The sequence below is a fragment of the Nocardia carnea genome (assembly GCF_029869215.1).
Lineage (GTDB): Bacteria > Actinomycetota > Actinomycetes > Mycobacteriales > Mycobacteriaceae > Nocardia > Nocardia carnea_B.
This window is the reverse complement of record NZ_JARWPM010000366.1, coordinates 1-25,004: the sequence shown is the minus strand read 5'-3', so window position 1 is coordinate 25,004 and position 25,004 is coordinate 1. Positions and strand designations below refer to the sequence as shown.

Sequence of the window (25,004 nt, the reverse complement as noted above, 5' to 3'; positions counted from 1 at the left end):
CGCCCGCAACGTAGAGAAACTCTGAGGAAATCATGGCAACACTGGACTTCTCCGACCGCGTCGTCATCGTCACCGGCGCCGGCCGCGGTATCGGCCGCGCCCACGCCCTGCTGCTCGCGTCCCGTGGCGCTTCGGTGGTGGTCGGTGATCTCGGCGCCCGTATCGACGGCTCCGGAGTCGACGGCGACAACCCGGCCGCCGAGGTCGTCGCGGAGATCACCGCCGCCGGAGGGAAGGCCGTCGCCTGCACCGGCGACGTGTCCACCGAAGCAGGCGCTCGTGCGCTGGTCGATGCGGCGGTCACCGCCTTCGGCGGGCTGACCTCGGTGGTCAACAACGCCGGGATCGTGCGGGCGGCTCCGTTCGCCGAGGTTCCGGACGAGGAATACCAGCGACACCTCGACGTCCACTACTTCGGGTCCCTGCGGGTGATCCGCGCCGCCTGGCCGCATCTGCTGGAGGCGGAGTCACCGCGGATCGTGAACACCATTTCCCAGGCGATGCTCGGCAATCCGGGGATGGCGCACTACGGCGGTTCCAAAGGCGCGCTGTTCGGTCTCACCCGCAACCTCGCGCTCGAGGGCCTGGAGGCCGGTATCAAAGTCAACGCGATTGCGCCCGGTGCCGGTACCCGGATGGCCGAGGCCGCCGCGGACACCCTGTCCCCGGAGGTCATGGAGTACATGCGCACGGCCCTGCTGCCCAAGCACGTCGCACCCGTGGTCGCCTATCTGCTGCACCCGACCTGCGAGGTCACCGGGGAGGTGTTCAACGTCGCGGGCGGCATCGTGAACCGGCTGGCCCTGGTGAACACCGTGGGCATCCACGATCCCGGTCTCACCGTGGAAACCGTGGCCGACCGGTTCGACACCATCATGGCGATAACCCCGGAAGCGATCCCGCAGCTGATCGCGCCCGCGCAGCTGCCGGCCTCCTGACCCACCTCCCACAGCCCCCATTGGAGTGAGCCGATGAGCACAACCGAGACGGCCGGAAAAGCCGTGAGCACCGAATATCCCTTCGCGCCGGTGCCGCCGGACGAGGCGCTGAACCGCTACCACGCCATCGCGGCCGAGCGGCCGATGACCAAGATGACCATGCCGTTCGGTGGCGATGTCTGGGTGATCCACCGCAACGCCGCCGCCCGGGAGATGCTGAGCGACGGCCGGTTCGTCCGCGAACCGTTCCGGACCGGCGAACGGGTGGTGCCGTATTTCGTCGAGTTCCCGGACTTCCTGAAGACCACCCTGCAGTTCGAGGATCCGCCGCATCACACCAAGCTGCGAAAGCTGGTGCAGCGCTCCATTTCCCCGAAACGGGTGAAGGCCATGCGGGATTCCGCGGTGGAATTCGCCAACCACCTCATCGACGAGATGGTTGCCAAAGGCGCGCCGGCGAACCTCGTGCACGACTACGCGGTCGCCTTGCCGATCCAGATGCTGGCGAACCTGCTCGGTGTGCCCCCGGAGGACCGGCCGAAGTTCCAGAAGTGGAGTTCCTCGACACTCGCGGTGGCGAATATGCCCGAGGAAGAGGTCGTGGCCAACATGACCGAATTGGTCGTCTACATGATGGGTCTGATCGAGGAACGCCGTAAGGAACCGCGCGAGGATCTGCTCAGCGATCTGGCCAACGCCCGCGACAAGGACGACACTCTCACCGACGGGGAGATCCTGCCGATCGCGCTCGTCCTCATCATCGGCGGATTCGACAATACGGCGAATTTCATCTGCGCCGGCGTGCATTCCCTGCTGAGCAACCCCGATCAACTCGAGCTCTTCCTCGCCGACCCCGACGGTCTGGCGCCGACGGCGGTGGAGGAGGTGCTGCGGCACGGCCGGATGGCCGTGGACGGGGATATCGCCGGCGGTGGTGGACTGGTGCCGTTCGTGGCCACCGAAGACGTGGAAATCGACGGGCATCTCATCGCGAAAGGGGAGGCCGTGCTGGTCGATCCGGCCGCGGCCAACCACGACGGTGTGGTCATCGACAACGACGGGGTGTTCGATATCCGGCGGGAGAACAACCCGCATCTCACCCTCAGCTACGGTCTGCACCATTGCCTCGGTGCGCCGCTGGCGCGGATGGAGATGCAGGTCGGACTCGCCGAGCTGTTCAAACGCCTGCCCGGCCTGCGGCTCGAAGGGAAGCCAGTGATCGATATGGACAACCTGACGCAGGCGGTCACCGACCTGCCCGTGTCCTGGTAGGAGCACCATGCCGAAAGTTTTCTACACGCTGCCCGGCGGGGCGGTGAAGGTGATCGACGGCGCCGTGGGCGATTCCGTGATGTCCACTGCCGTGAAGAACGGGGTGAAGGGGATCGTCGGCCAATGCGGCGGCACCCTCTCGTGCGCCACCTGCCACGTGTACGTCGATCGTGGCGAGCTGGGCTACTTCCCGGATCCCAGCGAGGACGAGGACGATATGCTCGAATGCACCGCGTCGGACCGCGAGGACAATTCCCGGTTGTCGTGCCAGCTGGCCTTGGCCGAGGGTGTCGATCTGCACGTGACAGTTCCCGACGAGCAGGTCTGAGCGATGCGGGAATCCGGAGCAGCGCCGAGTACCGAAACACCACCGCGCAGTATCGGGGTGGTGGGTGCCTCGCACGCCGCGGTCCATCTCGCGGATCGGCTGCGGGATCAGGGCTATGCCGGCGCGATCACTCTCATATCCCACGAGCCACGGCTGCCGTATCAACGGCCGCCACTGTCCAAGGCGTGGCTGAAAGGGGAGGCGACCAGCGAGTCGCTGTTACTCCGCGATCCGGCGCACTACGCCGACAAGGAGATCGAACTGCTCACCGGGGTGCGGGCCGAACGGGTGGCCCGCACACCGGCGGGCGCCCGGATAGAGTTCGCCGGCGGCTCGCGTCCGAGAGAATTCGACCGGCTGGTCCTGGCCACCGGTGCGCGGGCCCGGACCCTCACGCTGCCCGGCTCCGATCACCCCGATGTCGTGCGATTACGGGATCTCGGCCACGCCCGCGTAGTGGCCGAGCGGGTCCGCAAAGGCCCGATCGCGGTGGTCGGGGGCGGCTTCGTCGGCCTCGAAGTGGCCGCCACCGCGCGGTCACTTGGCGCGGAAGTGACGGTGATCGAGGCCGGGGCGCGGCTCCTGGGGCGTGTGGTGGGGGAGGTGACGGCGACGGCGCTGCTGGCAGCGCACCGGGCGATGCGGACCGATATCGTCCTGGACGCGCAGCCGGCGGCGATCGTGACCGCGGCGGACGGCGTTCGCGGTGTCCGGTTGACCGACGGGCGGGAGATCCCGGCCGCGACGGTTCTGGTCGGGATCGGGGCCGAGCCCCGTACCGAACTCGCCACGCAGCTCGGCCTGGCCTGTGCGGGCGGCGTGGTGGTCGACGACCGGTGCACGGCCTCCGATGGCTGGACGCTGGCCATCGGCGACTGCACCACCCGCGTCTCATCCACCACCGGCCGCCACTACCGGCTGGAATCGGTGGACAACGCCACCACCCAGGCGGAGGTCGCGGCTGCGGTACTGGCGGGGAGTGCCGCACCGCCCTCGGCCGCACCGTGGTTCTGGTCCGATCAGGGCGATCAGAAGCTCCAGATCGTCGGCCTCATCGGCGATTACAGGTCGGTGGTGGTTCGCACTGATCCCGACAAGCCGCGACGCAAGGTTGCTCTGTATTTCGGCGACGAGGGCTTGGTCGCCGCGGAATGCCTGAATGCACCGGCGGACTTCGTGGCGTTGCGCGCGGCACTGGGCCGGGGGCACCGGCCCGGACCGGAAGTGCTGTCCGACAACAGTATTCCGCTCAAGAAGCTGTTGACACCGATTCGCAGCTGAACAGCTCTACGCCCGCGGCGATCAGGTATCGCCGTAGGTGACGTGCAATTCGCCGATATCGTCGGCCGCCTGCCGGATCTCGGCGCCTATCGCCGCTGTTTCCGTGGTCGACAAGGGGCGCATCAGGACCGCGGTGAGGGTCAGTGGCACCGTGCCGGCGCTGGTGCGGACCGGTGCCGAGATGGCCGCGACGGTGTGCTCCTGGTTGTCGGCGAGTTCGTCGTCGAGGAAATCGACGATCGTGAGTTCGGCGACGGCCGCGGCCAGGCGCGCGGTGATCGCGTCGAACTCACCGCTGAGTGCGTGCAGGGCGGTGAATACGCGACCGAAGGCGCGGCTGAGTCGTTCCACGGCGTAGCGGCGTTCGCGGATCTCGGCGAGTACCTGCCGCATGCGGGTGGCGAACTCCGGACCGACCGGGCCGATCCGCTCCAGCCACGCGTCCTGTTCCTCCGGAGTGGCGAAGGCGATGAATTCCCGGCCGAACGGCGCGACGAGCGGCACCGTGAATCCCGCGGTGACCGGCTGTTCGGCGGTGGTCGAACCGGCCGTCTCGATGGCGATGAGCGCGGCGCCCTGCGGCTGGAACAGGGCGACGCGGCAGTCGATCGATGCGGCGAGTTCGCCGAGGCGCGCCCGTATCCGGCGTGAACCGGCGCCGCCCGGGCGGGCCAGCGCGGTGAGCGCCGGACCCCAGCTGTAGCCGCCGGTGTCGGGATCTCGCACGATCCAGTCGTGCCCGACGAGCGCCGCCAGGATCGCGTGCGCGGTGGCGCGGCTGATGCCGAGGGTGCGTTCGATCTCGGTGAGTGAATACGACCGTTGCGGCGAGCTGCCGAGCAGATGCATGATCGCGACAACGCGATCGGTCGGCGGCGACGGAGACGAGCGTTTGGCCCGCGGCAGCGCGTCTATTGTCATGTTCCGAACTATACGTCGGTTATTCGACACCCCGGATCGGGCGGCGTGGTTCAGCCGTTCATATCGACGAGGATCTTGCCGCATTCGCGATCGTGCTGCAGCGTGGCGAAGGCTTCGTCGATCCGTTCCAGCGGGAAGCGGTGGGTGATGAGCGGAGACAGGTCACGCCGCTCGAGCAGGTCGATCGCGTCCCGGAAGCGCGGGGGATATTCGATGGAGCCGCGGATGGTCAGTTCGCTGGTGAGCACCCGCAGGAAATTGACCGGTACCGGGGTGTAGTGCACCGCCACCACCGAGATCCGTGCCCCCCGCCCGGCGTGATCGATGATGTCCGCCAGGACGGCTCCGGAGCCGGACGCCTCGATGAAACCGGCCGTGGACGGAGAGGCCCCGGTCATCGCCGGCGTGGTGCCGTGCCGCCGGCCCAGTTGTTCCCAGACGTCTACCGCGGTGGGGTCGATGGTTACCGCGGCACCGAGTGCTTCGGCGAGGCGGCGGCGGGTCGCCGACGGTTCGACACCCACGATATCGGTGTGGCCGCGGTCGGCGAGGGTGGCGATGGCAGCCAAACCGATGGGTCCGCAACCGAATACGGCCACCGCGGACCCTGGTTCGAGGCCGGCCTGGTCGACCGCGTGCATTCCGACCGCCAGGGGTTCGGTGAGTGCGGCGAGTTCGAAGGGCAGCTCGTCGGGGATCGGGTACAGCCGGTCGCCCGCGGCCGCGTCGCGGACGAGCACGGCCTCGGCCAGGCCGCCTTCGGGGGAGCCGTTCCCGATCCGGCCGATATCGTCGCGGCCGGGGTGGATCACCACGCGCTGCCCCGGCCGGAGGTCGGTGACCTCCGGCCCGACCGCCGAGATCACACCGGCCATCTCGTGCCCGAGCGGCATCGGTTCCGGCCCGGGTCCGCCGAGGCCGCCGAGCCGGATATAGCCGAGATCGCTGCCGCAGATCCCGCACGCCCGGAGTTCGACGACGGCGTCGCGCGGCCCGCATTCCGGCAGTTCGACTGTGTCGAGGCTGACGGTGCCGGGGCCGTGGACGCGAACCTGGCTGATGGTTGAACTCACTACTACCTCCTGGTCGGATGCGGGCGCGACGCGAATCTTCTCTTGACGGCGAAGTTTTCGACGGCCTATATACGCGTCGTACTTTCGAATGCTATGTCGTATATTCGACGTCAGCAAGAGGTGGAGGGACACCTGAGATGGCCGATGCCGCCCATCCGATCGATATCGACGATCTGACCGCTCCTCGGCTCACCGAGGTCCAGCGCAAAATCCTCGAATTCGCCGAAGCGCACCCCGTAGACCTGGAAATCGACCGAATGGTCGAGGAAGCCGTCGCGCAGGCCGGTGCCGACGATCTCGGCGCCGACGAGGGATTCGCCCAGCGACTGGCCGCCTATGTGGGCGCGGTGGAAGAAGACGAGGGACTGACACAGGCCGGCCGCCGGACACTGCGCGGGCGAGTGGTGCGATTGGTGCGCAACCGGTTGTCGCTGGTCGATCTGCTCCGACGCTATCCCGAGATCGAGGACATCCCGATCGAGAAACCGCTCATCGTCGTCGGGATGCCACGATCCGGCACCACCCATCTGGTGAACCTGATCGCCGCGGATCCGGGGCGCCGGTCGCTGCCGTTCTGGGAGAGTCAGGAGCCGATGCCGCTGCCCGGCGCGGGCCCCGGACCCGACGGCCTGGATGTGCGCTTCCAGCAGGCCAAAGCCCAGCACGACGGACTGGAGGCCACCTCACCGCTGCTCGCGGCCATGCACGATCGCTTTCCCGAGGCGATCGAAGAGGAGATCGAGCTACTCGACCTCGACTTCGCGAGCTACGTGCCCGAATGGTATGCCCGGGTGCCCGGCTGGCGGGATTTCTATCTCGGCCTGGACCAGGTGACGCACTACGCGTATATGCGCAAGGTATTGCAGGCGCTGACCTTTCTGCGCGGCCCCCGCACCTGGGTGCTGAAATCGCCGCAGCACAGCGAGCAGCTCGGCGCCCTGATGGCGACCTTCCCGGACGCCACCGTCGCCTTCACCCATCGCGATCCGGTCGCCGTGATCCAGTCGACGATCACCATGATGGCGTACTCGGACCGGCTACGCCGGCACACCATCGAGCCGGATTGGCTGGTGGAGTACTGGACCGATCGAGTGCATCGCCTGCTGAGCGCCGGCGTCCGTGACCGGGCCCTCGTCCCCGCCGACCGCTGCGTGGACATCAGCTTCCACCAGCTCAACGGCAACGAGATGCCGCTGCTCGAGCAGTTGTACGAACGCGCCGGAGCGGAACTGACCGACGAGGCCCGCCGACGGTTCCAGAGCTATCTGGACGACAACCCGCGGGGCAAACACGGACGCATCCGCTACGACCTGACCGGGCATTTCGGTGTCACCGCGGGCGAGTTGCGCGAACGTTTCCGCTTCTACTTCGACGCCTACGACGTGCGCGTCGAAGGCGCTGCCGCGTAGCCCGCCGGGCGGATCGCCCAGAAAGGAAACACCGATATGACCCTCGATCTCGAAACCACACCACCGATACACCGGGACCGGCCGGGCGGCGACCGGATCGCCGCAGCCACCGCCGAGCAGGCCACCGAGGTGGCGCCGGGCATCTGGTGCTCGCCGGGTTTGAGCAATACCTATCTGCTGACCACCGACGCCGGCCGGATCGTCGTCAACACCGGCATGGGATTCGAATCCCCGGTGCACCGCGCCAATTTCGACGCGGTGGACAGCGCCCCGATCCGCTACGTGATCCTGACGCAAGGTCATTACGACCATGTGGGCGGTCTCGATCAGTTCGCCGACCCCGGCACTCTCGTCGTGGCACAGGCCGACTGGCGCCGCTGGCGCGAGGACAACTCCCGCCTCGCCGCGTACCGGGCGAACCGCAGTGCCTTCGCGTTCGCCGAGACGGTCGCCGCCGGCGCCACCGCCACCCAGAAACGCTTCGGCAAGGTACCCGGCCAGAGCACGGTCCGCGTCGATATCGAAGTCGACGACACCCTGACCCTCACCCTCGGCGGCCGTACCCTCCGGTTGCTGGCCACGCCCGGCGGCGAAACCACCGATTCGCTGGTCCTGTGGCTGCCCGACGAGCGGGTATGCCTGTCCGGCAACACATTCGGTGCCCTTTTCGGCCATATTCCCAATCTGGTCACCATGCGGGGCGACCGCTACCGGGATGCCCTCACGGTGATCGAATCCATCGACCGGGTTCGTGAACTGGATGCCGAGATCCTGCTCACGGGACATTTCGAACCCATTGTCGGCGCCCAGCGCATCCGGATCGAACTCACCCGGTTGCGCGACGCGGTCGGCTATCTCCACGACGCGGTCGTCGAGGGAATGAACACGGGCAAGGACGTCCACACCCTGATGCGGGAGATCAGCCTGCCACCTGCTCTCGCGGTGGGGGAGGGCTACGGCAAGGTTCCCTGGAATGTGCGGGCGATCTGGGAGAACTACTCGGGTTGGTTCCACCAGCGGTCGACCACCGAACTCTACGGTGCCGACCCGGCCGAGTTCAGCGCCGATCTCGTCGAACTGGCCGGCGTGGATGCCCTGCTCGGCCGTGCCGCGGAGCATCTCGACGCGGGCCGGCCGGTGCACGCGATCCATTTCGCCGAGTTGGTCACCCACGGACAACCGGATCACGGCGCCGCCCGCGCGCTGCTCGTCCGAGCCCATCAGGCCCTGCTCGCGGAGAGCACGAACTTCTGGGAATCGGCATGGCTCACCAAGCAGATCGGAGCCCTCTCGTGACCGCACGCGTTCATTTCGACTTCACCGGCACCGCCGCCCTGGTCACCGGGGGAACCAGCGGTATCGGCCATGCCACCGCAGTACTCTTTCGCGAGGCGGGGGCCGAGGTCACCGTCACCGGGACCCGTCCCGCGGCCGCCGATTACGAGACCGACCTCACCGGAATCCGCTATCGGCAGCTGGTGCTCACCGACGAGAACTCGATCGCCGCACTGGTCGCCGATATCGGCTCGATCGACATCCTGATCAACAATGCGGGCGCCAACTTTCCCGGCGGACTCGACGAACGCACCCCCGACGGATTCGATGCCTCCGTACTGCTGAATCTCAACGGTACGTATCGGCTCACCCATATGCTCCGCGGCAAACTGGCCGCCTCGACCGCCACGGGCGGCGCCAGTGTGGTGAATCTGGCGTCGATGGCGGCGCTGCGCGCGGTGCCGGTGGTGCCGGGCTACGGCGCCGCCAAGGCCGGCATCATCGGCCTGACCCGCAATCTCGCGGTGACGTGGGTGGAGGACGGAATCCGGGTCAATGCCGTCGCGCCGGGGACGATTCTGACACCCATGACGGCACCCATGCCGCCGGCGACCGCCGCCGCGGAAGTCGCGCACATCCCGGTCGGCCGCTTCGGGACCGCCGAGGAGATCGCCCCCACCATCGCGTTCCTGTGCACGGCGCAGAGTGCCTACACCACCGGTTCGGTGTTCGTCGTCGACGGCGCCTCCGATTGCCTATGACCATCCGACCGGCTGACGGCCGGACCGCGCAGGAGTCATCATGACGACCCTCACCCGAAATCAACCGCACGCCGGTCTCACTCATTTGCAGAGGCTGGAAGCCGACAGTATCCGGATCATCCGGGAGGCGGTCGCGGAGAGCGAGCGCCCCGTGATGCTGTATTCGATCGGCAAGGACAGTTCGGTCCTGCTCCATCTGGCGCGCAAGGCATTCCGGCCTTCCCGGTTACCGTTCCCGCTGCTGCATGTCGACACCACCTGGAAGTTCCGGGCGATGTACGCCTTCCGTGACGCGGTGGCCGCCGAGCCGGATCTCGACCTGATCGTGCACCGCAATCCCGAATGCCTCGCCCAGGGCATCAATCCCTTCGATCACGGTTCGGCCGTGCACACGCAGATGTGGAAGACCGACGGTCTGAAACGGGCGTTGGACGAGCACGGTTTCGACCTCGCCTTCGGGGGTGCCCGCCGCGACGAGGAGAAGTCCCGGGCCAAGGAGCGGGTGTTCTCCATTCGCTCGCAGCAGCATCGCTGGGACCCCAAACGGCAGCGTCCCGAACTGTGGCGGCTGTACAACGCGAGCAAGCGTCCCGGTGAGAGTGTGCGGGTGTTCCCGCTGTCGAACTGGACCGAACTCGATATCTGGCAGTACATCCATCGCGAGCGGATCCCTTTGGTGCCGTTGTACTTCGCCGCGCCCCGGCCGGTGGTCGAGCGGGACGGCACGTTGATCATGGTCGACGACGACCGGATGCGGCTGGAACCCGGAGAAGTTCCCCGGGAACAGATGGTGCGGTTCCGCACCCTGGGCTGCTACCCGCTCAGCGGCGCGATCCCCAGTACCGCGACCACGCTGCCGGCCATCGTGCAGGAAATGTTGCTGACCACCAGTTCCGAGCGCCAGGGCCGCATGATCGACCACGACGGTTCGGCCTCGATGGAGAAGAAGAAGCAGGAGGGCTACTTCTGATGGCGCACACCACCGACGAACTCGTAGCCACCGATATCGAGGAGTACCTGCGCCGGCACGAGCAGAAATCGCTGCTGCGTTTCCTCACCTGTGGCAGCGTCGACGACGGAAAATCCACGCTGATCGGGCGGTTGCTCTACGATAGCAAACTGGTGTTCTCCGACCACCTCTCGCAGCTCGAACGCGACTCCAAGACCGTCGGCACGCAGAACGGCGAACTGGATTTCGCGCTGCTCGTCGACGGGCTGGCCGCGGAGCGTGAACAGGGCATCACCATCGACGTCGCCTACCGGTTCTTCTCGACGCAGAAACGGAAGTTCATCGTCGCCGACACCCCCGGGCACGAGCAGTACACCCGGAACATGGTCACTGGCGCGTCCACCGCCGACGCGGCGGTCATCCTCGTCGACGCGCGCAAGGGACTGCTCACCCAGACCCGCCGGCACAGCCTCCTGGTTTCGCTGCTGGGCATCCCGCACATCGTGGTCGCGGTGAACAAACTCGACCTGGTCGGCTACTCGCAGCAGCGCTTCGCGGAGATCGAATCCGACTACCGTGAATTCGCCGCGGGAATCGGCCTCACCGAGGTGACCTGTATTCCCATCTCGGCGCTGCGCGGTGACAACATCATCGAGAGCAGCTCGGATACGCCGTGGTACACCGGTCCCACGCTCGTCGGCCACCTGGAGTCGATTCCGGTCGGCGACGACACCAGCCGCGGCGCGTTCCGGCTGCCGGTGCAGTGGGTGAACCGTCCCGACCTCGACTTCCGGGGGTACAGCGGTCAGATCGCCGGCGGCTCGGTCCGGCCCGGCGACCGGATCCGTATCCTGCCGTCCGGCCGTGCCGGGACGGTTTCCCGGGTGGTGAGCGCCGACGGCGATCTCGAGCAGGCGATCAGCGGTCAGTCCGTCACGCTCGTGCTCGCCGAGGAGATCGACGTCAGCCGCGGCGATGTCATCGCGGCCGCCGACAATCCGCCCGGGGTCGCCGACCGGTTCGAAGCGCATCTGGTGTGGATGAGCGAGCAGCCGATGCTTCCCGGCCGGGCCTACGAGATGAAACTGGCGACCGCCACCGGCGTCGCGCAGACGTCGCGGCCCAAATACACGATCAACGTCAACACCGGCGAACGCACCGCGGCCCGCTCGCTGCAGCTCAACGAGATCGGCGTGTGCGATCTGCAGCTGGACCGCCGCATACCGTTCGACCCCTACACCGCCAACCGCGATATGGGCGGGTTCATCCTCATCGACCGCCTCACCCGCGACACCGTGGCCGCGGGTATGTTGCAGTTCGCGCTGCGCCGCGCCGGCAATATCCATTGGCAGCACGTCGATATCGACAAACAGGTGCGTGCGCAAGCCAAGGGGCAGCAACCCGCCGTCGTATGGTTCACCGGCTTGTCCGGGGCGGGGAAGTCGACCATCGCGAATCTGGTGGAGAAACGCCTGCACGAACAGGGGTATCACACCTATCTGCTCGACGGCGACAATGTCCGGCACGGCCTGAACGCCGACCTGGGCTTCAGCGCCGCCGACCGGGTCGAGAACATTCGCCGGATCGTGGAGGTCGCACGCTTGTTCGCCGATGCCGGTCTCATCGTGCTGACCTCCTTCATCGCTCCCTTCCGGGCCGAACGCGAGCGTGCGCGCGAACGGATCGGCGCGGAGGATTTCTTCGAGGTCCATGTCGATGTCCCGCTCGAGGTCGCCGAATCCCGGGACAGCAAGGGTCTCTATGCCAAGGCCCGGCGCGGTGAACTGACCAATTTCACCGGTATCGACTCCCCATACGAGGTACCGGAATCCCCGGATCTGCGACTGGACGCGAGTGGACCACGCACGCCGGAGGAACTCGCGGAAGAGGTCGTCGACCGATTGCGCGCCGCGGGAAAGCTGGACCCGGAAGGCCGGCGGTAGACAGGTGGACGACCACACCGTTGCCGCCGAGGCGGCCCGCCTCGCCGGTCGCCGGCTGCTCGCCGTTCGCGCCGAAGGTGGTGCCGCCGGCGACCGCCACGCCGACGAGATACTGTTCGAATATCTGCGGCGTATGCGTCCCGGCGATGCCATCCTCTCCGAGGAAAGTCCCGACGACGCCGCGCGGCTCGAGGCGGCCCGCGTCTGGATCATCGACCCCCTCGACGGCACCCGGGAATACGGTGAAGTGCCGCGCACCGATTGGGCGGTACACGTCGCGCTCGCCGTCGACCACACGCCGGTGGCGGGCGCGGTGGCACTGCCGGCGTTCGATACCGTGCTGCACACCGGTAGCCCGCCGGAGCTACCGCCGCGGCCCGCCGGGCCGCCGCGTATCGCGGTCTCCCGCAGCCGGACCTCCGATCAGGTGCACGGTATCGTCACCGCACTGTCGGCGATACCGGTGCCGATGGGCTCGGCCGGGGCCAAGGCGATGGCCGTGGTGCGCGGCGAGGTCGACGCCTATGTGCATTCCGGCGGCCAGTACGAATGGGACTCCTGCGCCCCCGTGGCGGTGGCCGCGTCGGCGGGACTCCATGTGTCCCGCCTGGACGGTAGCCCGCTGCGGTACAACCAGCCCGATCCCTACCTGCCCGATCTGGTGATCTGCCGTCCCGAACTGGCCGACACGATCATCGGCGCCGCCGACCTCGTGGGGTGAGCCGGAGCGCCGGCAGCGCCGGAACCGATCGGTGCGAAAAACATCTCGGTGAGCGGGATCTTCCGGTATCCGGACGGTCGTCGGCCACTGACACTGGGTCCGCCCCGGAGCAGGTACGACGCCAGGTTCCCTGTCGGGTTCCGGTACCTGCCACGTCCATCGTCCCCGACCACGGCCTCTCGAATCGGCCACCGGTCCACAGAACAGGAGAAAAAATGTCGGATGTGGGTGTTCACCCCGAGCGGCTGGCCGCGGTCACCGAATGGGACTACGAGGCCGATGTCGTAGTCGTCGGCTACGGCGTGGCGGGGGCGAGCGCGGCGATCGAGGCAGCTCGCACGGGGGCGGATGTACTCGTACTCGAAAGGACCGGGGGCTGGGGTGGCGCGGCGGCGCTGTCCGGTGGATTCATCTATCTCGGCGGCGGTACCGCCCTGCAGAAGGCCCTCGGGTTCGAGGACACCCCCGAGAACATGGAACGCTTCCTGATGGCCGCGCTCGGTCCGGGCGCCGACGAGGCCAAGATCCACGATTACTGCCAGGGCAGTGTGGAGCATTTCGAATGGCTTGTCGCGCAAGGTGTTCCGTTCAAAGAGGAGTTCTGGGGTGAACCCGGCTGGGAACCGCCGGCCGATCAGGGCCTGATGTTCTCCGGCGGTGAGAACGCCGCACCGTACAACACCCTCGCCACGCCGGCGCCGCGTGGTCATCTTCCGCAGATGGCCGACAAACACACGAGCGAGAAGGGTGGCGGGTTCATGTTGATGAAACCGCTCACCGATACCGCCGAAGCACTGGGCGTCCGTGCCGAATACGATGTGCGGCTGCAACGCCTGATCATCGACGAGTCCGGTCGCGTTGCCGGGGTGGTAGCAAAACGCTATGGCAAACCCGTCCATGTCCGCGCGCGCCGGGGCGTGGTACTGGCCACCGGCAGCTTCGCCTACAACCAGCAGATGGTCGAGGCCTACACCCCGCTGCTGGTCAACCGGCCCGCGGCCGCCATCGAGGAACACGACGGTATCGGCATCCTGGTAGCCCAGGCCCTGGGCGCCCAGCTGGCGCATATGGACGCCATCGAGGTCGCGATCTTCGCCGATCCGCAGATGATCGCGCGCGGAATTCTCGTCAACGGGCGCGGCCAACGCTACATTCCCGAGGATTCCTACCCCAGCCATATCGGGCAGTCGACGCTGATCCGCCAGAACAACGAAGCCTTCCTGATCATCGACGAAGCCGCCCTCGAGGAGGCGAACCAGAGCGTGTCGAGCAGTGCGGCGATGCGCAGCGTGCCACCCACCTGGGTCGCGGAATCGGTGGCGGAGCTGGAATCGGATATCGGTTTTCCCGCCGGTGTCCTGCAGGCCACCGTCGAGGTCTACAACCGGCACGCGAAGGACGGCGCGGACCCGGTACTGGGCAAGAAAACCCAGTGGGTGAAACCGATCGGCACACCGCTGGCAGCCTACGATCTGCGCAACCGCACGGGCGGGTTCACCTTGGGTGGTTTGCGCACCGATCTCGACTCCCGTGTCGTGCACGTCTCCGGCGACCCGATCCCCGGCCTGTTCGCCGCCGGTCGCTGCACCTCCGGAATCAGCGCCGGTGGCTATGTGAGCGGGGCGTCCCTCGGTGACGGCAGCTTCTACGGCCGCCGCGCCGGCCGCGCCGCCGCCGGCTCCTGACCTGCAGATGGCAATGAGCCATCCGGGCACTGGGGAAAACTATCCCCAGGTCCGGATGGGCTTTTCTGTATCCGCGGTACGGCCCCGGCAACAACCGATAGTTCGCCGGATCAGGTTCGGACGGTAAGGGACTGCGTGTCCGCGTCGCGGGTCCCGGGATGGGCCGGTCCGGATGAATCCGTTCGGAGCAGTACCAGCGCGAGTACGAGGGCCACGGTGAGAATCACGGCAACGTAGCCGACCAGCCCGGGCCAGTGATAGACGGCGAAGGCGGGCCCGGCGAGCGCACCGAGCAGTGCGCTGCCGAGATAGTAGGACAGCAGGTACAGAGACGACGCGCCCGAGCGGTTCGTGGTCGCCCGGCCCGGCACCCACCCACTCGCGATCGAGTGCGCCGCGAAGAATCCGGTGGTGAGCAGTGCGACACCCGCGAGAAGGACGCCCAGCGAGTTCGATACGGAGATCGCCAGCCCCGGCGGCCATGACCAGGACCGCGGTGAGCAGGACGCGGCCGCGTCCGAAGCGGTCACGGTAGCGCCCGGCGACGGCCGACGACACAGTGCCGGCCAAATACAGCACGAAGACGGAACCTACGACGGATGCGGGCAACGAGAACGGGGCGTCCAGCAGGCGGTAGGCGAGGTAGTTGTACACCGCCATGAACGCGCCCAACAGCAGGAAACCGAGCCCGAAGAGACAGCGAAGCGTGCGATCACGCAGGTGCACGCCCAGCTCGGCGAGGCTTTGCCCGACGGAGATTCGCCGGGGTGCGAAATTTCTCGACGCCGGAACTCGCCAGACGAAGAGCAAGGCGAAGGCGGCGGCCAGGGCGGTGGCCGCTTGGAACGCCCAGCTCCAGGCCATGAGATCCAGCCCGAGGGCGGGTATCAACCGGCCGGTCAATCCGCCGACCGAGGTACCCGCGACGTATATGCCCATCGCGGCGCCGGTATCGCGAGCATCGAGCTCCTCGACCAGGTACGCCATGGCCACGGCCGGTATCCCCGCGCACAGCAGTCCCTGTAGTGCTCGTCCGGCCAGGAGCACTTCGAAAGTGGGGCTCCACGGCAGGAGCAGGCCACGGCCGTGCTCGACAACGCGGAAAAGGACATGACAGGGACTCGCCCGAATCGCTCGGACAGCATGCCGGCCGGAACGATCGCTACAGCGAGCAGCGCGGTCGTCACCGACACCGCCAAGGCGGAATGTGTCGGAGTCACGGAGAACTCCGTGGAAAAGACCGGAAGCAGTCCCTGGACGTACCAGAGCGTCATGAAGGTGGCCATTCCCGCGGCGAACAGGGCGAGTGTCGTATGGCGGTAGGCCCGGGTACCCGCGCGGTGGCCCGGGTGGTTCGCGGGTCGGGTCATCGGCGGTGCCGCTACCGGAACCGTGCCGCCGCGAGTGCCCCGACTTCCGAGATCGCCGCGCGTGCCCGGGCCACGGACGGGGTCTGCATGGCGAAGCCGTGGCCCATGCCCGGGTAGCGCAACTGGGCGGTGGGGACGCCGGCCGCGCGGAGCCGGTCGCCGTAGGCTTCCACGGCGTCGCGTAGCGGGTCGCCGTAGCCGACGGCGAGGATCGCCGGGGGGAGGCCGGCGAGGGAGTCGGCCAGTGCCGGGACACCGTAGGCGTCGTCGGACGCCGGGTCGTCGCCGAGGTAGAGGTTCTTCATCCAGTCGATATCCGCGGCAGTGAGGAACGGGGAATCGCCGAACTCGCGCATGGAGGGGCGGTCGGTGCGGCGTTCGATACCGGGATAGAACAGCACCTGCTGGGCGATGGCCGGGCCGTTCTCGTCGCGACTGCGCAGGGTGGTCGCGGTGGCGAGGCTGCCGCCGGCGCTGTCACCGCCGACACCGATCCGGGCGGGATCCACACCCCAGCCGGCGGCGTTGTCGGTGAGCCACAGCAGGGCAGCGTAGGCCTCGTCGTTGGCGACGGGGTAGCGGTGCTCGGGGGCGAGGCGATAGTCGACGTTGCAGACCACGGCGCCGGTGGCGTCGGCGATATCGCGGGCCAGGCGATCGAAGGAGCGCAGTGACCCCATGATCATGCCGCCGCCGTGGAACCAGACCAGGGCCGGTGCGTTCTCCGGCGGGGCGGCGGCCGGTCGGTAGATACGTACCGGGATCGGGCCGTGCGGGCCGGCGACGGTGGCGTCGCGTACCGACCGCATCTGCGGGCCGGCCGGACGTTCGATCGATTCGAGTGCCCGGCGGGCGTCCTCGACGCCGAGGCGGTGCAGCGGGCCGGCGCGGTTGGCCTGTGCCCGTTCGACGAGTACGGCCACATCCGGATCCCAGATCGCCGGTGGCGCGACGGTGTGGTCGGTGGGGGTGGCCATGGTGTTCTCCTAGGTGTCGGCAGGGTCGGGCGGCCGGGTGGCGCGCAGCATCGTCCCGGCGCTGGTTTCACCGCCCTGGCGGTGCAGATTCATCAGTTCGTCGAGGCGGTCGTTGTCGTATTCGGCGAGCGCCTCGATCATCTGGTCGTGTTCGGCGAGGACCCGGGCACGGGCGGCCGGATCGTACAGGTAGGCCGCGTGATAGGGCATCGCCAGCGTCCATAATCGCCGCACTTCGCCGACCACCAGATTCAGCGGGGACTGTTCGAAGATGGCGAAATGGAAGGCGTGGTTGCGCAGCCGCATCTCCAGCAGATCGCCGCGTTCGGCGGCCTCGGCCACCAGCTCGCCGAGCCGCCTGATCTCGCCCAGCACCTCGTCGGTGAACCGGGGCAGCGTGGCGATGATCTCCCGTTCGAGCGCGGCCCGCATCAGATAGATCTGGTCGAAATCCGATTGCCGCAGCCGTGCGACGGTGTATCCCACATTGTGTTCGTGGTCGACCAGCCCGGCGGCGGCGAGCTGGCGTAGTGCCTCCCGGATGGGGAGGCGGCTGACGCCGAGGCGTTCGGCCATCAGCACTTGGCGGATCGGCTGCCCGGGCAGCAGTTCACCGGTGACGATGAGTCGTTCGATCTCCTCGACCACCCGTGCCGCCGCTCGTTCGCCGTCGCGCCCGCGGTCGGCGGGTGCGGAGTCTGCGCTGGGTCTGCTCACGGGTTCCCGAAGATACCAGCCGCGCGCAGTTCCGCGATGCGATCGGCGCCGTATCCCATCGCGGTGAGGACGGCGGTGGTGTCGGAGCCGAGGGGGACGGCGGGGCGCGGGCGGCGGTGACCGGATCGGCCCAGGGCGATCGGGACACCGATACCTCGGTAATCGTCGTCATCGATGAACAGGCCACGGTGCCGGACCTGTGCGGACTGCAACGCTTCGTCGACGGTGTGCACCGGGCTCGCGGGTACGCCGGCTTCTTCGAGGCGGCGCCCCAGATCCGCGCGTGAGTATCGGGCGATACGCTCACCCAGCAGTGCGACGAGTTCTTCCCGGTGGGCGTAGCGATCGCCGTTGGAGACGAACCGGGGATCGTCGGCGAGCCCGGAAAGCCCGAGAGTCTCGGTGAGCGAACGGAACTGGCGATCGTTGGCCGCGCTGACGAAGAAATCGCCGTCGGCGGCCCGGAACACCTGATACGGCGCCACCGTGGGATGGAAATCCCCGGTCCGCTGTGGCACTTTTCCGCCGGCCATCCAGTTGGCCGCGTGCGGGTGCAGGATGGAGATGACAGAGTCGAGCAGCGTGATATCGATCAGCTGGCCTCGTCCGCTGCGGCCGCGTTCCAGCATCGCCAGCAGGATGCCGCTCACGGCCATATTGGCGGCGACGATATCGACGATGGGTATCCCGACCCGCAGTGGGTTGCCGTCGGGATAGCCGTTGACGCTCATCAGGCCGCCGAAGGACTGGAGCACGGCGTCGTAGCCGGGCAATCCGCCCATCGGGCCGTCCACGCCGAAACCGGTGATCCGGCAGTAGATCATCGCGGGATGGCGTTCGCTGAGCACGGATTCGTAGTCGAAACCCCAGCGTGCCATGGTGCCCGCCTTGAAGTTCTCGATCACGATATCGGCGCCGGCCAGCAGATGCGCCAGGATCTCCCGGCCCGCGTCGGTGCGCAGGTCCAGGCTGATGTTGTTCTTGCTGTGGTTGAGGCTCGCGTAGTAGGCGCTGCTCGCCCCGGATTCGAGGAAGGGCGGCCCCCAGCCGCGCGTTTCGTCGCCGGTGGGAGCCTCCACCTTGATGACCTCGGCGCCGTGATCGGCCAGGATCTGGGCGGTGTAGGGGCCGGCGAGTACGCGGCTCAGGTCCAGGACCCGAACTCCGGTGAGCACACCGTTGCCGGTGGCGGTGTCGGCGGCCCGCCATGCGGCGCGGCCGTCGATGGCGGGCGTGGCGGGGTGGGGTTCAGTCTGGGTGGTGACGGTCATCGATTGTTCCCTTCGGTCGCCGCACCGGTTGTTTCGTCATCGAAGCCGGTCACGAGATCCCAGACGTCGGCGCCGCCGTCGAGGATCCGGTCGGCGAGGACACCGGCCCAGTAGCGCTCCGAGCCGTATCGTTCACGCCAGGCCAGCAGGGCGGTGGTGGAGCGGCCGAGCGGATGTTCGGCGGTGAAACCGATGGCGCCGTGCAGCTGGTGGCCCGCGGCGGCGATCTCCCGTGCCGAGGATGAGGTCACCACTTTCGCGGCGGCGATGGCGGTCCGGGCCCTGCCGGTGCTCGGGCCGGCGTTCTCGGCCACGGCGGTTTCGGTGGCCGTTTCCATGAGGCCGGTGAGCGCGGCCATCCCGGCGAGCCGCTGCTGCACGGCCTGGAACTTGCTCAGCGGTCGGCCGAATTGGGTGCGTTGTCCCGCGTATTCGACCGTTCGGTCGCAGACCGCGCGCGCCGCGGCGGCGAGCGCGACAGCGTAGGCGAGTGCCCCCCGTTCCCGGAGTTCGGTTTCGCCTGCGGGGGATTCGGCATACGACTCGACCGCGGCGGCATCGAAGTCATAGTCGGTCACGGCGGCACCGAGGAGATCGGTGCCGGACCGGGCACTCACCCCGGCACCGGTGGGGAAGAGGACCGCGACCGCCGGGCCGCGGTCCGCGGCGCCCGGGTCGAGCAGGACGACCAGGCGATCGGCGTCGGCTCCGTGCACCACCGCCCGCGCCGAACCGTGCAGAACCCGCCCGCCGTCTCCGGTTTCGCGGACCTCGGTACCGGGCTCCGCGTGGGCGATCGTCGCAGTGTGGGTGCCGAGGGTGATACCGCAGCGCGCCGCGAGCCAGCCGGCGAGCACCGTGTGTTCGATGAGCATGGTGAGGGCACCGCCGGTGACCACGGCCGAGACCACGGCCAATGCCTCGGCGAGGGTGCCCCCGCTGCCGTCGTGGTCCTCGGGGATACCGATCCCGGTGAACCCGGCCTCGGTGAGTGCCGACCAGACGGCGCTGTCGATACCTCTGGCGGGAGTAGTGGTGTCGACACCCGCCCGCTCGATCATCGCCCGGGCCGCCGACTGTAGTTCGGAATCCTGGCCTGTCATCGTAAACCCATTCCGCGAGCGACGATTCCGCGAAGGATCTCGTTCGTCCCGCCCCGTAGTGTGAATGCCGGAATATGCAGCATGCTGTTGGCCAGCAGGCGGGCGAACGGATCGCCGCCGGTGCGCCGGGGATCGGTATCGCAGGCGGCCCGTACCGCCTCCACGAGATCGCCTTCGAACGCCGAGCCGAGGTCTTTCACCATCGCCGCCTGCACATCGGGCCGCCGGCCCGCGGCCAGTTCCGCGGCCACCGACAGCGACATCCGGCGCAACGCCCAGGCCCGTGCCGTGAGCGCACCGAGGGTGATCCGCTGTTCCGCGGTCGCACCCGAACGGCGCAATTCGTCGGCCCACGCGCGGAGCAGGGGCATCGTGGACAGATAGCGTTCGGGGCCCGAGCGTTCGTAGGCGAGTTCGCTCATCACCTGTGCCCAGCCCGCACCGCGCCGGCCCAGTAGCGCCTCCGGCCCGACCCGTGCGTCGTGGAAGATCACCTCGTTGAAATGCGCCTCGCCGTCGATACTGCGCAGTGGCCGTACCTCGATATCGGGGTGGGACATGTCCACCAGGAACTGCGAGAGCCCGGCCTGCCGGTCGCCGGCTTCGCCGTCGCTGCGGGCGAGCAGCACCATGGCATGTGCCATATGTGCGCCCGTGGTCCACACCTTGGTGCCGCTGAGGGTCCAGGAGCCGTCGTCGTGGGCCACGGCCCGGGTACGGACGGCGGCGAGATCGGAACCGGCGTCGGGTTCGCTCATTCCGATCGCGAAGAACAGCGTCCCGGCGGCGATTCCGGGAAGATAACGCCGCTTCTGCTCCTCGGTGCCGTTGGCGAGGATGCCCGGCGCCATCTGCCGGTCCGAGATCCAGTGCGCGGCAACGGGGGCACCGTGCGCGAGCAGTTCCTCGGTGACCACGAATCGTTCGACCGGGGACCGGCCGTGGCCACCGTATGCCGTCGGCAGCGTCATCCCGAGCCAGCCCCGCTGTCCGAGCCGGGCACTGAATTCGGGATCGAATCCACTCATCCAATTGTCCACGGCCGGAACGAAAGCCCCTGCTTCGAGCTGCTCCTTCAGGAACGCGCGGACCTCGGCCCGCAACTCGTGCAGATCCGCGCTCTCGAGCACCGGCGTACCGGCTCCGGTGGCGAGTGTCATCGGCCCGGACCCCGTGACGACCAGGCCGCCTGGCCCTTACGCGACATCGACCACATCTGCACACCACGCTCGATCTCGAGCGCCGACGACCAGCTCACCGCCGGTGGCCCGAGTTCCAGGCGGGCGCTGGTCATGATCCGCCGGCTGAGTTCGGGATCGGCGGCAGGAGTCGTGGTCAGTTCGGTGATCAGCGAATCGAGATCGGCTTCGGGGGCGGCGGCGTAGGCGAGGCCGCAGTCGACGGCCTCGGCGCCGGTCATGGGGCGCCCGCAGGCGGCGAGCGCCACCGTGCGCGACCAGCCGACCGCGCGACCGAGCAGCGACAGGTGGCCGCCGCCCGGATGAATGTTGCGGGCGAGGAATCCGCTGTCGAGTACCGACTCCGGGGTCACCACCATGATGTCGGCGGCCAGCGCCAGGTTCATTCCGGCGCCGACGGCGCCGCCTACGACCCGGGCGATGGTGGGAACCGGCAGGGATCCGACGCGGACGAAGGCGCCGTAGACCGCGGAGGTCCGTCGCACTGCCTCGGGCGAGGCCGGATCGGCGGAGGAGGTCGCGAGGTCCCGGGTATCCGCACCGCTGCAGAAGTACGCGCCGGTGGAGCATACGACGACAGCGCCGATACCGGGGTCGGTCTCCACCCGATCGCAGAACTCCCCGATGAGGGCGGCCATTTCCAGCGTGATCGCGTTCTTGCGGCGGGGGTTGTTGAGGGTCAGCTGCGCAACACCACCGGTGAACTCGGTCAGAACCGAGGCCTCCGGCGGAGCGCCGACCGAATCGTCTGGCGTCATGGAACAGACCGTAGCAGATTGGATCCAAAATAAAATCCAATATTGATTGACAATCTGTGGTGCTCGCCCGGAGAGTGGCGGCAGCGAAGAGCGTCGCCGGGGTTCTCCCGGTGGCAGGTAGAGAGGAGCACTCGTGTTCGAGTTGAACGGGCGGACAGCCCTGGTATCCGGGGCCGGTCAGAGCGTGGGCGAGGGGATCGCGACCGTGCTCGCGCGCCAGGGAGCCGCGGTGATCGTGAACGATCTCTTCGCCGAGCGGGCCGAGCGAGTGGCCGCGAAAATCGTCGCCGAGGGCAACAAGGCGATCGCGAAGGCGTTCGACGTCACCGACTACGCGGCGACCGTCGCGGCTGTCCGCGCCGCCGAGTCCGAACTCGGGGAGAAGGTGAACATCCTGGTGAACAACGCCGGGGTCGCGGAGGCGCGAGCCGGCAAGCCGTTCCGCGAACTCGATCCCGAGCAGTGGCCGCCGTCGATCGACCTCAACATCTACGGCGCGATGAATTGCATCAAAGCGGTGCTCGACGGGATGTGCGAGGCCGGCTGGGGCCGGATCGTGCAGATCTCGTCGGGCTCGGCGCGGACCGGGCAGAACATCAATGTCTCGATGTACGCCACCGGTAAGAGCGGTATCGAGGGATTCATCCGGCATCTGGCGGCGGAGACCGGCCAGTACGGGGTGACCGCGAATATCGTCGCCCTCGGACACCAGGCCAACCTGGCGGACAGGATGCCGCCGGAGATGATCGACCAGATCATCTCGACCATCCCGATCGGCCGGCTCGGCGATCCGATCGAGGTGGGTGCTTTCTGTGCGTATCTGGCCTCGGACGAATCCGGTGGGATGACCGGCCAGACCCTGGACTTCAACGGCGGGTCGCAGACCCGATGAGCAGTGAACCGGCACTCGCCGCCACAACCTTGTCGCTCAGCGCCCTTCGCGTCACCGACCTCGCGAAATCGACGGACTTCTACACGGCGGGGTGTGGATTCGAGGTGGAGCGCGAGTTCGCCACGGCTCGCTTCGACGCGGTGATCCTGCGCGCCGGTCCGGCCGGTATCGAGCTCATCGCACCGCGCGATGAGCCGGAACCCCCGCAGCTCGGCAACATGTTCGTCAAGCTCGTCCTCAACACCGCGGACGTTCCCGGACTCCTGGCCCGCGCCTGCCGGTACGGCGGCACCGAGGAGACCCCCGCGACCGTACTCCCGGAATTCGGTGGGATCACCATCGCGATACTCCGCGATCCCGACGGTTACCGTATCGAATTGGTCGGGCGGCCGGTCGAATCGGTGTGACCACCGAGCGGGAGCCGCCCCGCTCGCCGCCTTACCACTCCCTTAACGTCGCGGCGTCTCACCCGGAACGGATACAGGGAGTGCAGTCGACGATAACCTGGGACAAAACCTATGACGTGGTAGTGGTGGGCTCCGGCGGCGCCGCGCTCGCCGGAGCGCTTGCCGCGGCCCACCGCGGTCTGTCGACCTGCGTGCTCGAGAAATCCGACCGCTTGGGCGGGACCTCGGCCTATTCGGGGCGGCAGCGTATGGCTGCCGGGTAACCACGTCTTGATCCGGCAGGGCGTGGACGACTCCGTCGAGAAGGGGTTGACCTACTTCCGTGCCGTGGTCGGCGACCGGACGCGGCCGGAGGTGCAGCAGGCATACCTGGAAACCGGTCCGGTGGTCGCCGACTTCCTCGAGAACACCGTGGGTATCCCGCTGGACCACCGGCCGTTCCCGGACTACTTCGACGCACCGGGGCGCAGCGATAACGGCCGCAGTATTTTCGCCGGCTCCATCGCTGCCGACGAGGTCGGCGACCGGTTGTCCGATGTACGCCCGACGGTGGCCGCCGACCAGTTCGGCGCCACCGTCGACCGGTCCACACTGGACGGCGGTCAAGCCTGGATCGCCCGGATGGTGCTCGCGCTGGACGCGACCGGCCACGCCGATCTGCTGTTGTCGACCGGTGCCGGCAGCCTGGCGCAAGACGAATCCGGGGCGGTGACGGGTGTGGTGGCCACCGCGCCCGACGGCACGGAAACGCGGATCCGGGCGCGCGCGGGGGTCCTGCTCGCCGCGGGCGGATTCGAGCGTTCGGCGGAGTTGCGTAAACGCTGGCAGAACATGCCGACCGCCGACTGGTCGTCATCGCATCCCGGCACGGGGTCCGGGGACGCGGTCGCGATGCTGGAAACCGTGGGTGCCGCGCTCGATCTGCTGGATCAGTCGTGGTGGTGCCCCGCGACCTTGTTCCCCAACGGGCACGCCGCCTTCACCCTCGGCATACGTTCCGGGATCATCGTCGACGGGAACGGCCGCCGGTTCGCCAACGAGATGCTGCCCTACGACCAGCTGGGGCGCGCGATGCGCGCGCAGATGGCGGCCGGCAGCGAGGAATTCTGGCTCGTCTTCGACGACAGCTCCGGTGACCGGCTCCCGGCCATCTGCGTCCCCGAACCCGACCGCGCCGAGATGACGGCAGCCGGCCTGTGGCATACCGCCGAGACCGTCGCGGACCTCGCCCGGTCGCTGGATATCGATGCGGCCGCATTGGCGGCGACGGTCGGCCGATTCAACGAACTGGCCGAGCGTGGTGCGGACGAGGACTTCCACCGTGGTGAGGATCCGTTCGGCCGATTCTTCGTCGGTGCGAGCGAACCGGCGCAATGCCTGCGGCCGCTCGGCGGTGCTCGACTGCACGCGGTGCGGCTGGTCCTCGGTGATCTCGGCACCAAGGGCGGCGCGGTGATCGATCGTGACGGTGCGGTGCAGCGACCGGACGGCTCGGCGATCACCGGTCTGTACGCGGCCGGCAACTCCTCTGCCTCGATCTCCGGTGAGGTCTACCCCGGCCCCGGCGTACCGCTGGGCTCCGGGATGGTGATGGCCTACCGGGCGGTGGCCGATATGGCAGCGCGTCTCGGTGAGAAAAAGGTTGTAGCGACCTCCTGACCCGGAGAATCCGACTGTGGGGGGGGGGGGGGGGGGGGGGGGGGCGGAGGGGGGCGGGGGCGGGGGCGCGGCGGGCCCGCCCCGCCCGCGGCGGG

Annotated in this window: 24 protein-coding genes; 15 read left to right on the top strand and 9 right to left on the bottom strand. The window is 68.1% G+C overall.

Going from position 1 to position 25,004, the window contains the following annotated elements; genetic code table 11:
• Nucleotides 1-32: 32 nt before the first annotated feature.
• Genes QH276_RS25700 through QH276_RS25685 form a run of 4 tightly spaced genes read left to right on the top strand, consistent with a single transcriptional unit; the run spans nt 33 to nt 3,819 of the window.
• On the top strand, nt 33-938 hold the full coding sequence (locus QH276_RS25700; RefSeq protein ID WP_280397128.1) for an SDR family NAD(P)-dependent oxidoreductase: 906 nt from the start codon (nt 33-35) through the stop codon (nt 936-938).
• Between the two features lie 33 nt (nt 939-971).
• A complete protein-coding gene (locus QH276_RS25695; RefSeq protein WP_280397129.1) occupies nt 972-2,210 on the top strand; it encodes a cytochrome P450 in 1,239 nt (412 codons plus the stop codon).
• 7 nt (nt 2,211-2,217) lie between these two features.
• Nucleotides 2,218-2,538, top strand: coding sequence for a 2Fe-2S iron-sulfur cluster-binding protein (locus QH276_RS25690; protein WP_280397130.1), 321 nt, complete (start codon nt 2,218-2,220; stop codon nt 2,536-2,538).
• Nucleotides 2,539-2,541: 3 nt separating this feature from the next.
• Entirely contained in the window at nt 2,542-3,819 is a 1,278-nt protein-coding gene (locus tag QH276_RS25685; RefSeq protein ID WP_280397131.1) for an NAD(P)/FAD-dependent oxidoreductase, read from the top strand.
• Between the two features lie 21 nt (nt 3,820-3,840).
• On the opposite strand, the gene QH276_RS25680 is transcribed toward QH276_RS25685, so the two are convergent.
• A complete protein-coding gene (locus QH276_RS25680; RefSeq protein WP_280397132.1) occupies nt 3,841-4,740 on the bottom strand; it encodes a helix-turn-helix domain-containing protein in 900 nt (299 codons plus the stop codon).
• A gap of 50 nt (nt 4,741-4,790) precedes the next feature.
• Nucleotides 4,791-5,813 carry a zinc-dependent alcohol dehydrogenase gene (locus QH276_RS25675; RefSeq protein WP_280406928.1) on the bottom strand — a complete coding sequence of 341 codons (1,023 nt, stop codon included), beginning with the start codon at nt 5,811-5,813 and terminating at the stop codon, nt 4,791-4,793.
• 137 nt (nt 5,814-5,950) lie between these two features.
• On the opposite strand from QH276_RS25675, the gene QH276_RS25670 reads away from it, so the two are divergent.
• From QH276_RS25670 to QH276_RS25640, 7 genes are all read left to right on the top strand, one after another.
• The gene (locus tag QH276_RS25670) at nt 5,951-7,222 is read left to right on the top strand and encodes a sulfotransferase family protein (protein WP_280402328.1); all 1,272 of its coding nucleotides are present in this window, start codon (nt 5,951-5,953) and stop codon (nt 7,220-7,222) included.
• Between the two features lie 36 nt (nt 7,223-7,258).
• Nucleotides 7,259-8,518 carry an MBL fold metallo-hydrolase gene (locus QH276_RS25665; RefSeq protein ID WP_280402329.1) on the top strand — a complete coding sequence of 420 codons (1,260 nt, stop codon included), beginning with the start codon at nt 7,259-7,261 and terminating at the stop codon, nt 8,516-8,518.
• Nucleotides 8,515-9,258 (top strand): SDR family NAD(P)-dependent oxidoreductase, encoded by a 744-nt coding sequence (locus tag QH276_RS25660; protein WP_280402330.1) that lies wholly within the window; start codon nt 8,515-8,517, stop codon nt 9,256-9,258. The genes QH276_RS25665 and QH276_RS25660 overlap by 4 nt, the downstream gene beginning before the upstream one ends.
• Before the next feature lie 40 nt (nt 9,259-9,298).
• On the top strand, nt 9,299-10,228 hold the full coding sequence (cysD, locus tag QH276_RS25655; RefSeq protein WP_280402331.1) for a sulfate adenylyltransferase subunit CysD: 930 nt from the start codon (nt 9,299-9,301) through the stop codon (nt 10,226-10,228).
• Nucleotides 10,228-12,150 (top strand): sulfate adenylyltransferase subunit CysN, encoded by a 1,923-nt coding sequence (cysN, locus tag QH276_RS25650; protein WP_280402332.1) that lies wholly within the window; start codon nt 10,228-10,230, stop codon nt 12,148-12,150. The genes cysD and cysN overlap by 1 nt, the downstream gene beginning before the upstream one ends.
• A 4-nt stretch (nt 12,151-12,154) precedes the next feature.
• Nucleotides 12,155-12,871, top strand: a complete 717-nt coding sequence (locus tag QH276_RS25645) for a 3'(2'),5'-bisphosphate nucleotidase CysQ (protein WP_280402333.1) — start codon at nt 12,155-12,157, stop codon at nt 12,869-12,871.
• A gap of 215 nt (nt 12,872-13,086) precedes the next feature.
• A complete protein-coding gene (locus QH276_RS25640) occupies nt 13,087-14,556 on the top strand; it encodes an FAD-dependent oxidoreductase (protein WP_280402334.1) in 1,470 nt (489 codons plus the stop codon).
• Nucleotides 14,557-14,595: 39 nt separating this feature from the next.
• Here QH276_RS25640 and QH276_RS25635 read toward each other — a convergent pair whose 3' ends face one another.
• From QH276_RS25635 to QH276_RS25605, 7 genes are all read right to left on the bottom strand, one after another.
• On the bottom strand, nt 14,596-15,603 hold the full coding sequence (locus QH276_RS25635) for an MFS transporter (protein ID WP_348536672.1): 1,008 nt from the start codon (nt 15,601-15,603) through the stop codon (nt 14,596-14,598).
• Nucleotides 15,604-15,937: 334 nt separating this feature from the next.
• On the bottom strand, nt 15,938-16,903 hold the full coding sequence (locus QH276_RS25630; protein ID WP_280402335.1) for an alpha/beta hydrolase: 966 nt from the start codon (nt 16,901-16,903) through the stop codon (nt 15,938-15,940).
• Between the two features lie 9 nt (nt 16,904-16,912).
• Nucleotides 16,913-17,620: a GntR family transcriptional regulator gene (locus QH276_RS25625; RefSeq protein WP_280402336.1), complete on the bottom strand. Its 708-nt coding sequence runs from the start codon at nt 17,618-17,620 to the stop codon at nt 16,913-16,915.
• Nucleotides 17,617-18,891: a CaiB/BaiF CoA transferase family protein gene (locus tag QH276_RS25620; protein ID WP_280402337.1), complete on the bottom strand. Its 1,275-nt coding sequence runs from the start codon at nt 18,889-18,891 to the stop codon at nt 17,617-17,619. Before QH276_RS25620 ends, QH276_RS25625 begins: the two co-directional genes overlap by 4 nt.
• A complete protein-coding gene (locus tag QH276_RS25615; protein WP_280402338.1) occupies nt 18,888-19,994 on the bottom strand; it encodes an acyl-CoA dehydrogenase family protein in 1,107 nt (368 codons plus the stop codon). Before QH276_RS25615 ends, QH276_RS25620 begins: the two co-directional genes overlap by 4 nt.
• Nucleotides 19,991-21,154: an acyl-CoA dehydrogenase family protein gene (locus tag QH276_RS25610; RefSeq protein ID WP_280402339.1), complete on the bottom strand. Its 1,164-nt coding sequence runs from the start codon at nt 21,152-21,154 to the stop codon at nt 19,991-19,993. Before QH276_RS25610 ends, QH276_RS25615 begins: the two co-directional genes overlap by 4 nt.
• A complete protein-coding gene (locus tag QH276_RS25605; RefSeq protein ID WP_280402340.1) occupies nt 21,151-21,951 on the bottom strand; it encodes an enoyl-CoA hydratase/isomerase family protein in 801 nt (266 codons plus the stop codon). The genes QH276_RS25610 and QH276_RS25605 overlap by 4 nt, the downstream gene beginning before the upstream one ends.
• A gap of 133 nt (nt 21,952-22,084) precedes the next feature.
• Here QH276_RS25605 and QH276_RS25600 point away from each other — a divergent pair, with 133 nt between their 5' ends.
• From QH276_RS25600 to QH276_RS25590, 4 genes are all read left to right on the top strand, one after another.
• A complete protein-coding gene (locus QH276_RS25600) occupies nt 22,085-22,843 on the top strand; it encodes an SDR family NAD(P)-dependent oxidoreductase (RefSeq protein WP_280402341.1) in 759 nt (252 codons plus the stop codon).
• On the top strand, nt 22,840-23,250 hold the full coding sequence (locus QH276_RS25595; RefSeq protein ID WP_280402342.1) for a VOC family protein: 411 nt from the start codon (nt 22,840-22,842) through the stop codon (nt 23,248-23,250). The genes QH276_RS25600 and QH276_RS25595 overlap by 4 nt, the downstream gene beginning before the upstream one ends.
• 80 nt (nt 23,251-23,330) lie before the next feature.
• On the top strand, nt 23,331-23,513 hold the full coding sequence (locus tag QH276_RS35395) for an FAD-dependent oxidoreductase (RefSeq protein ID WP_348536674.1): 183 nt from the start codon (nt 23,331-23,333) through the stop codon (nt 23,511-23,513).
• 22 nt (nt 23,514-23,535) lie between these two features.
• Nucleotides 23,536-24,909 carry an FAD-binding protein gene (locus QH276_RS25590; RefSeq protein WP_348536675.1) on the top strand — a complete coding sequence of 458 codons (1,374 nt, stop codon included), beginning with the start codon at nt 23,536-23,538 and terminating at the stop codon, nt 24,907-24,909.
• The last annotated feature ends 95 nt before the right edge of the window (nt 24,910-25,004 follow it).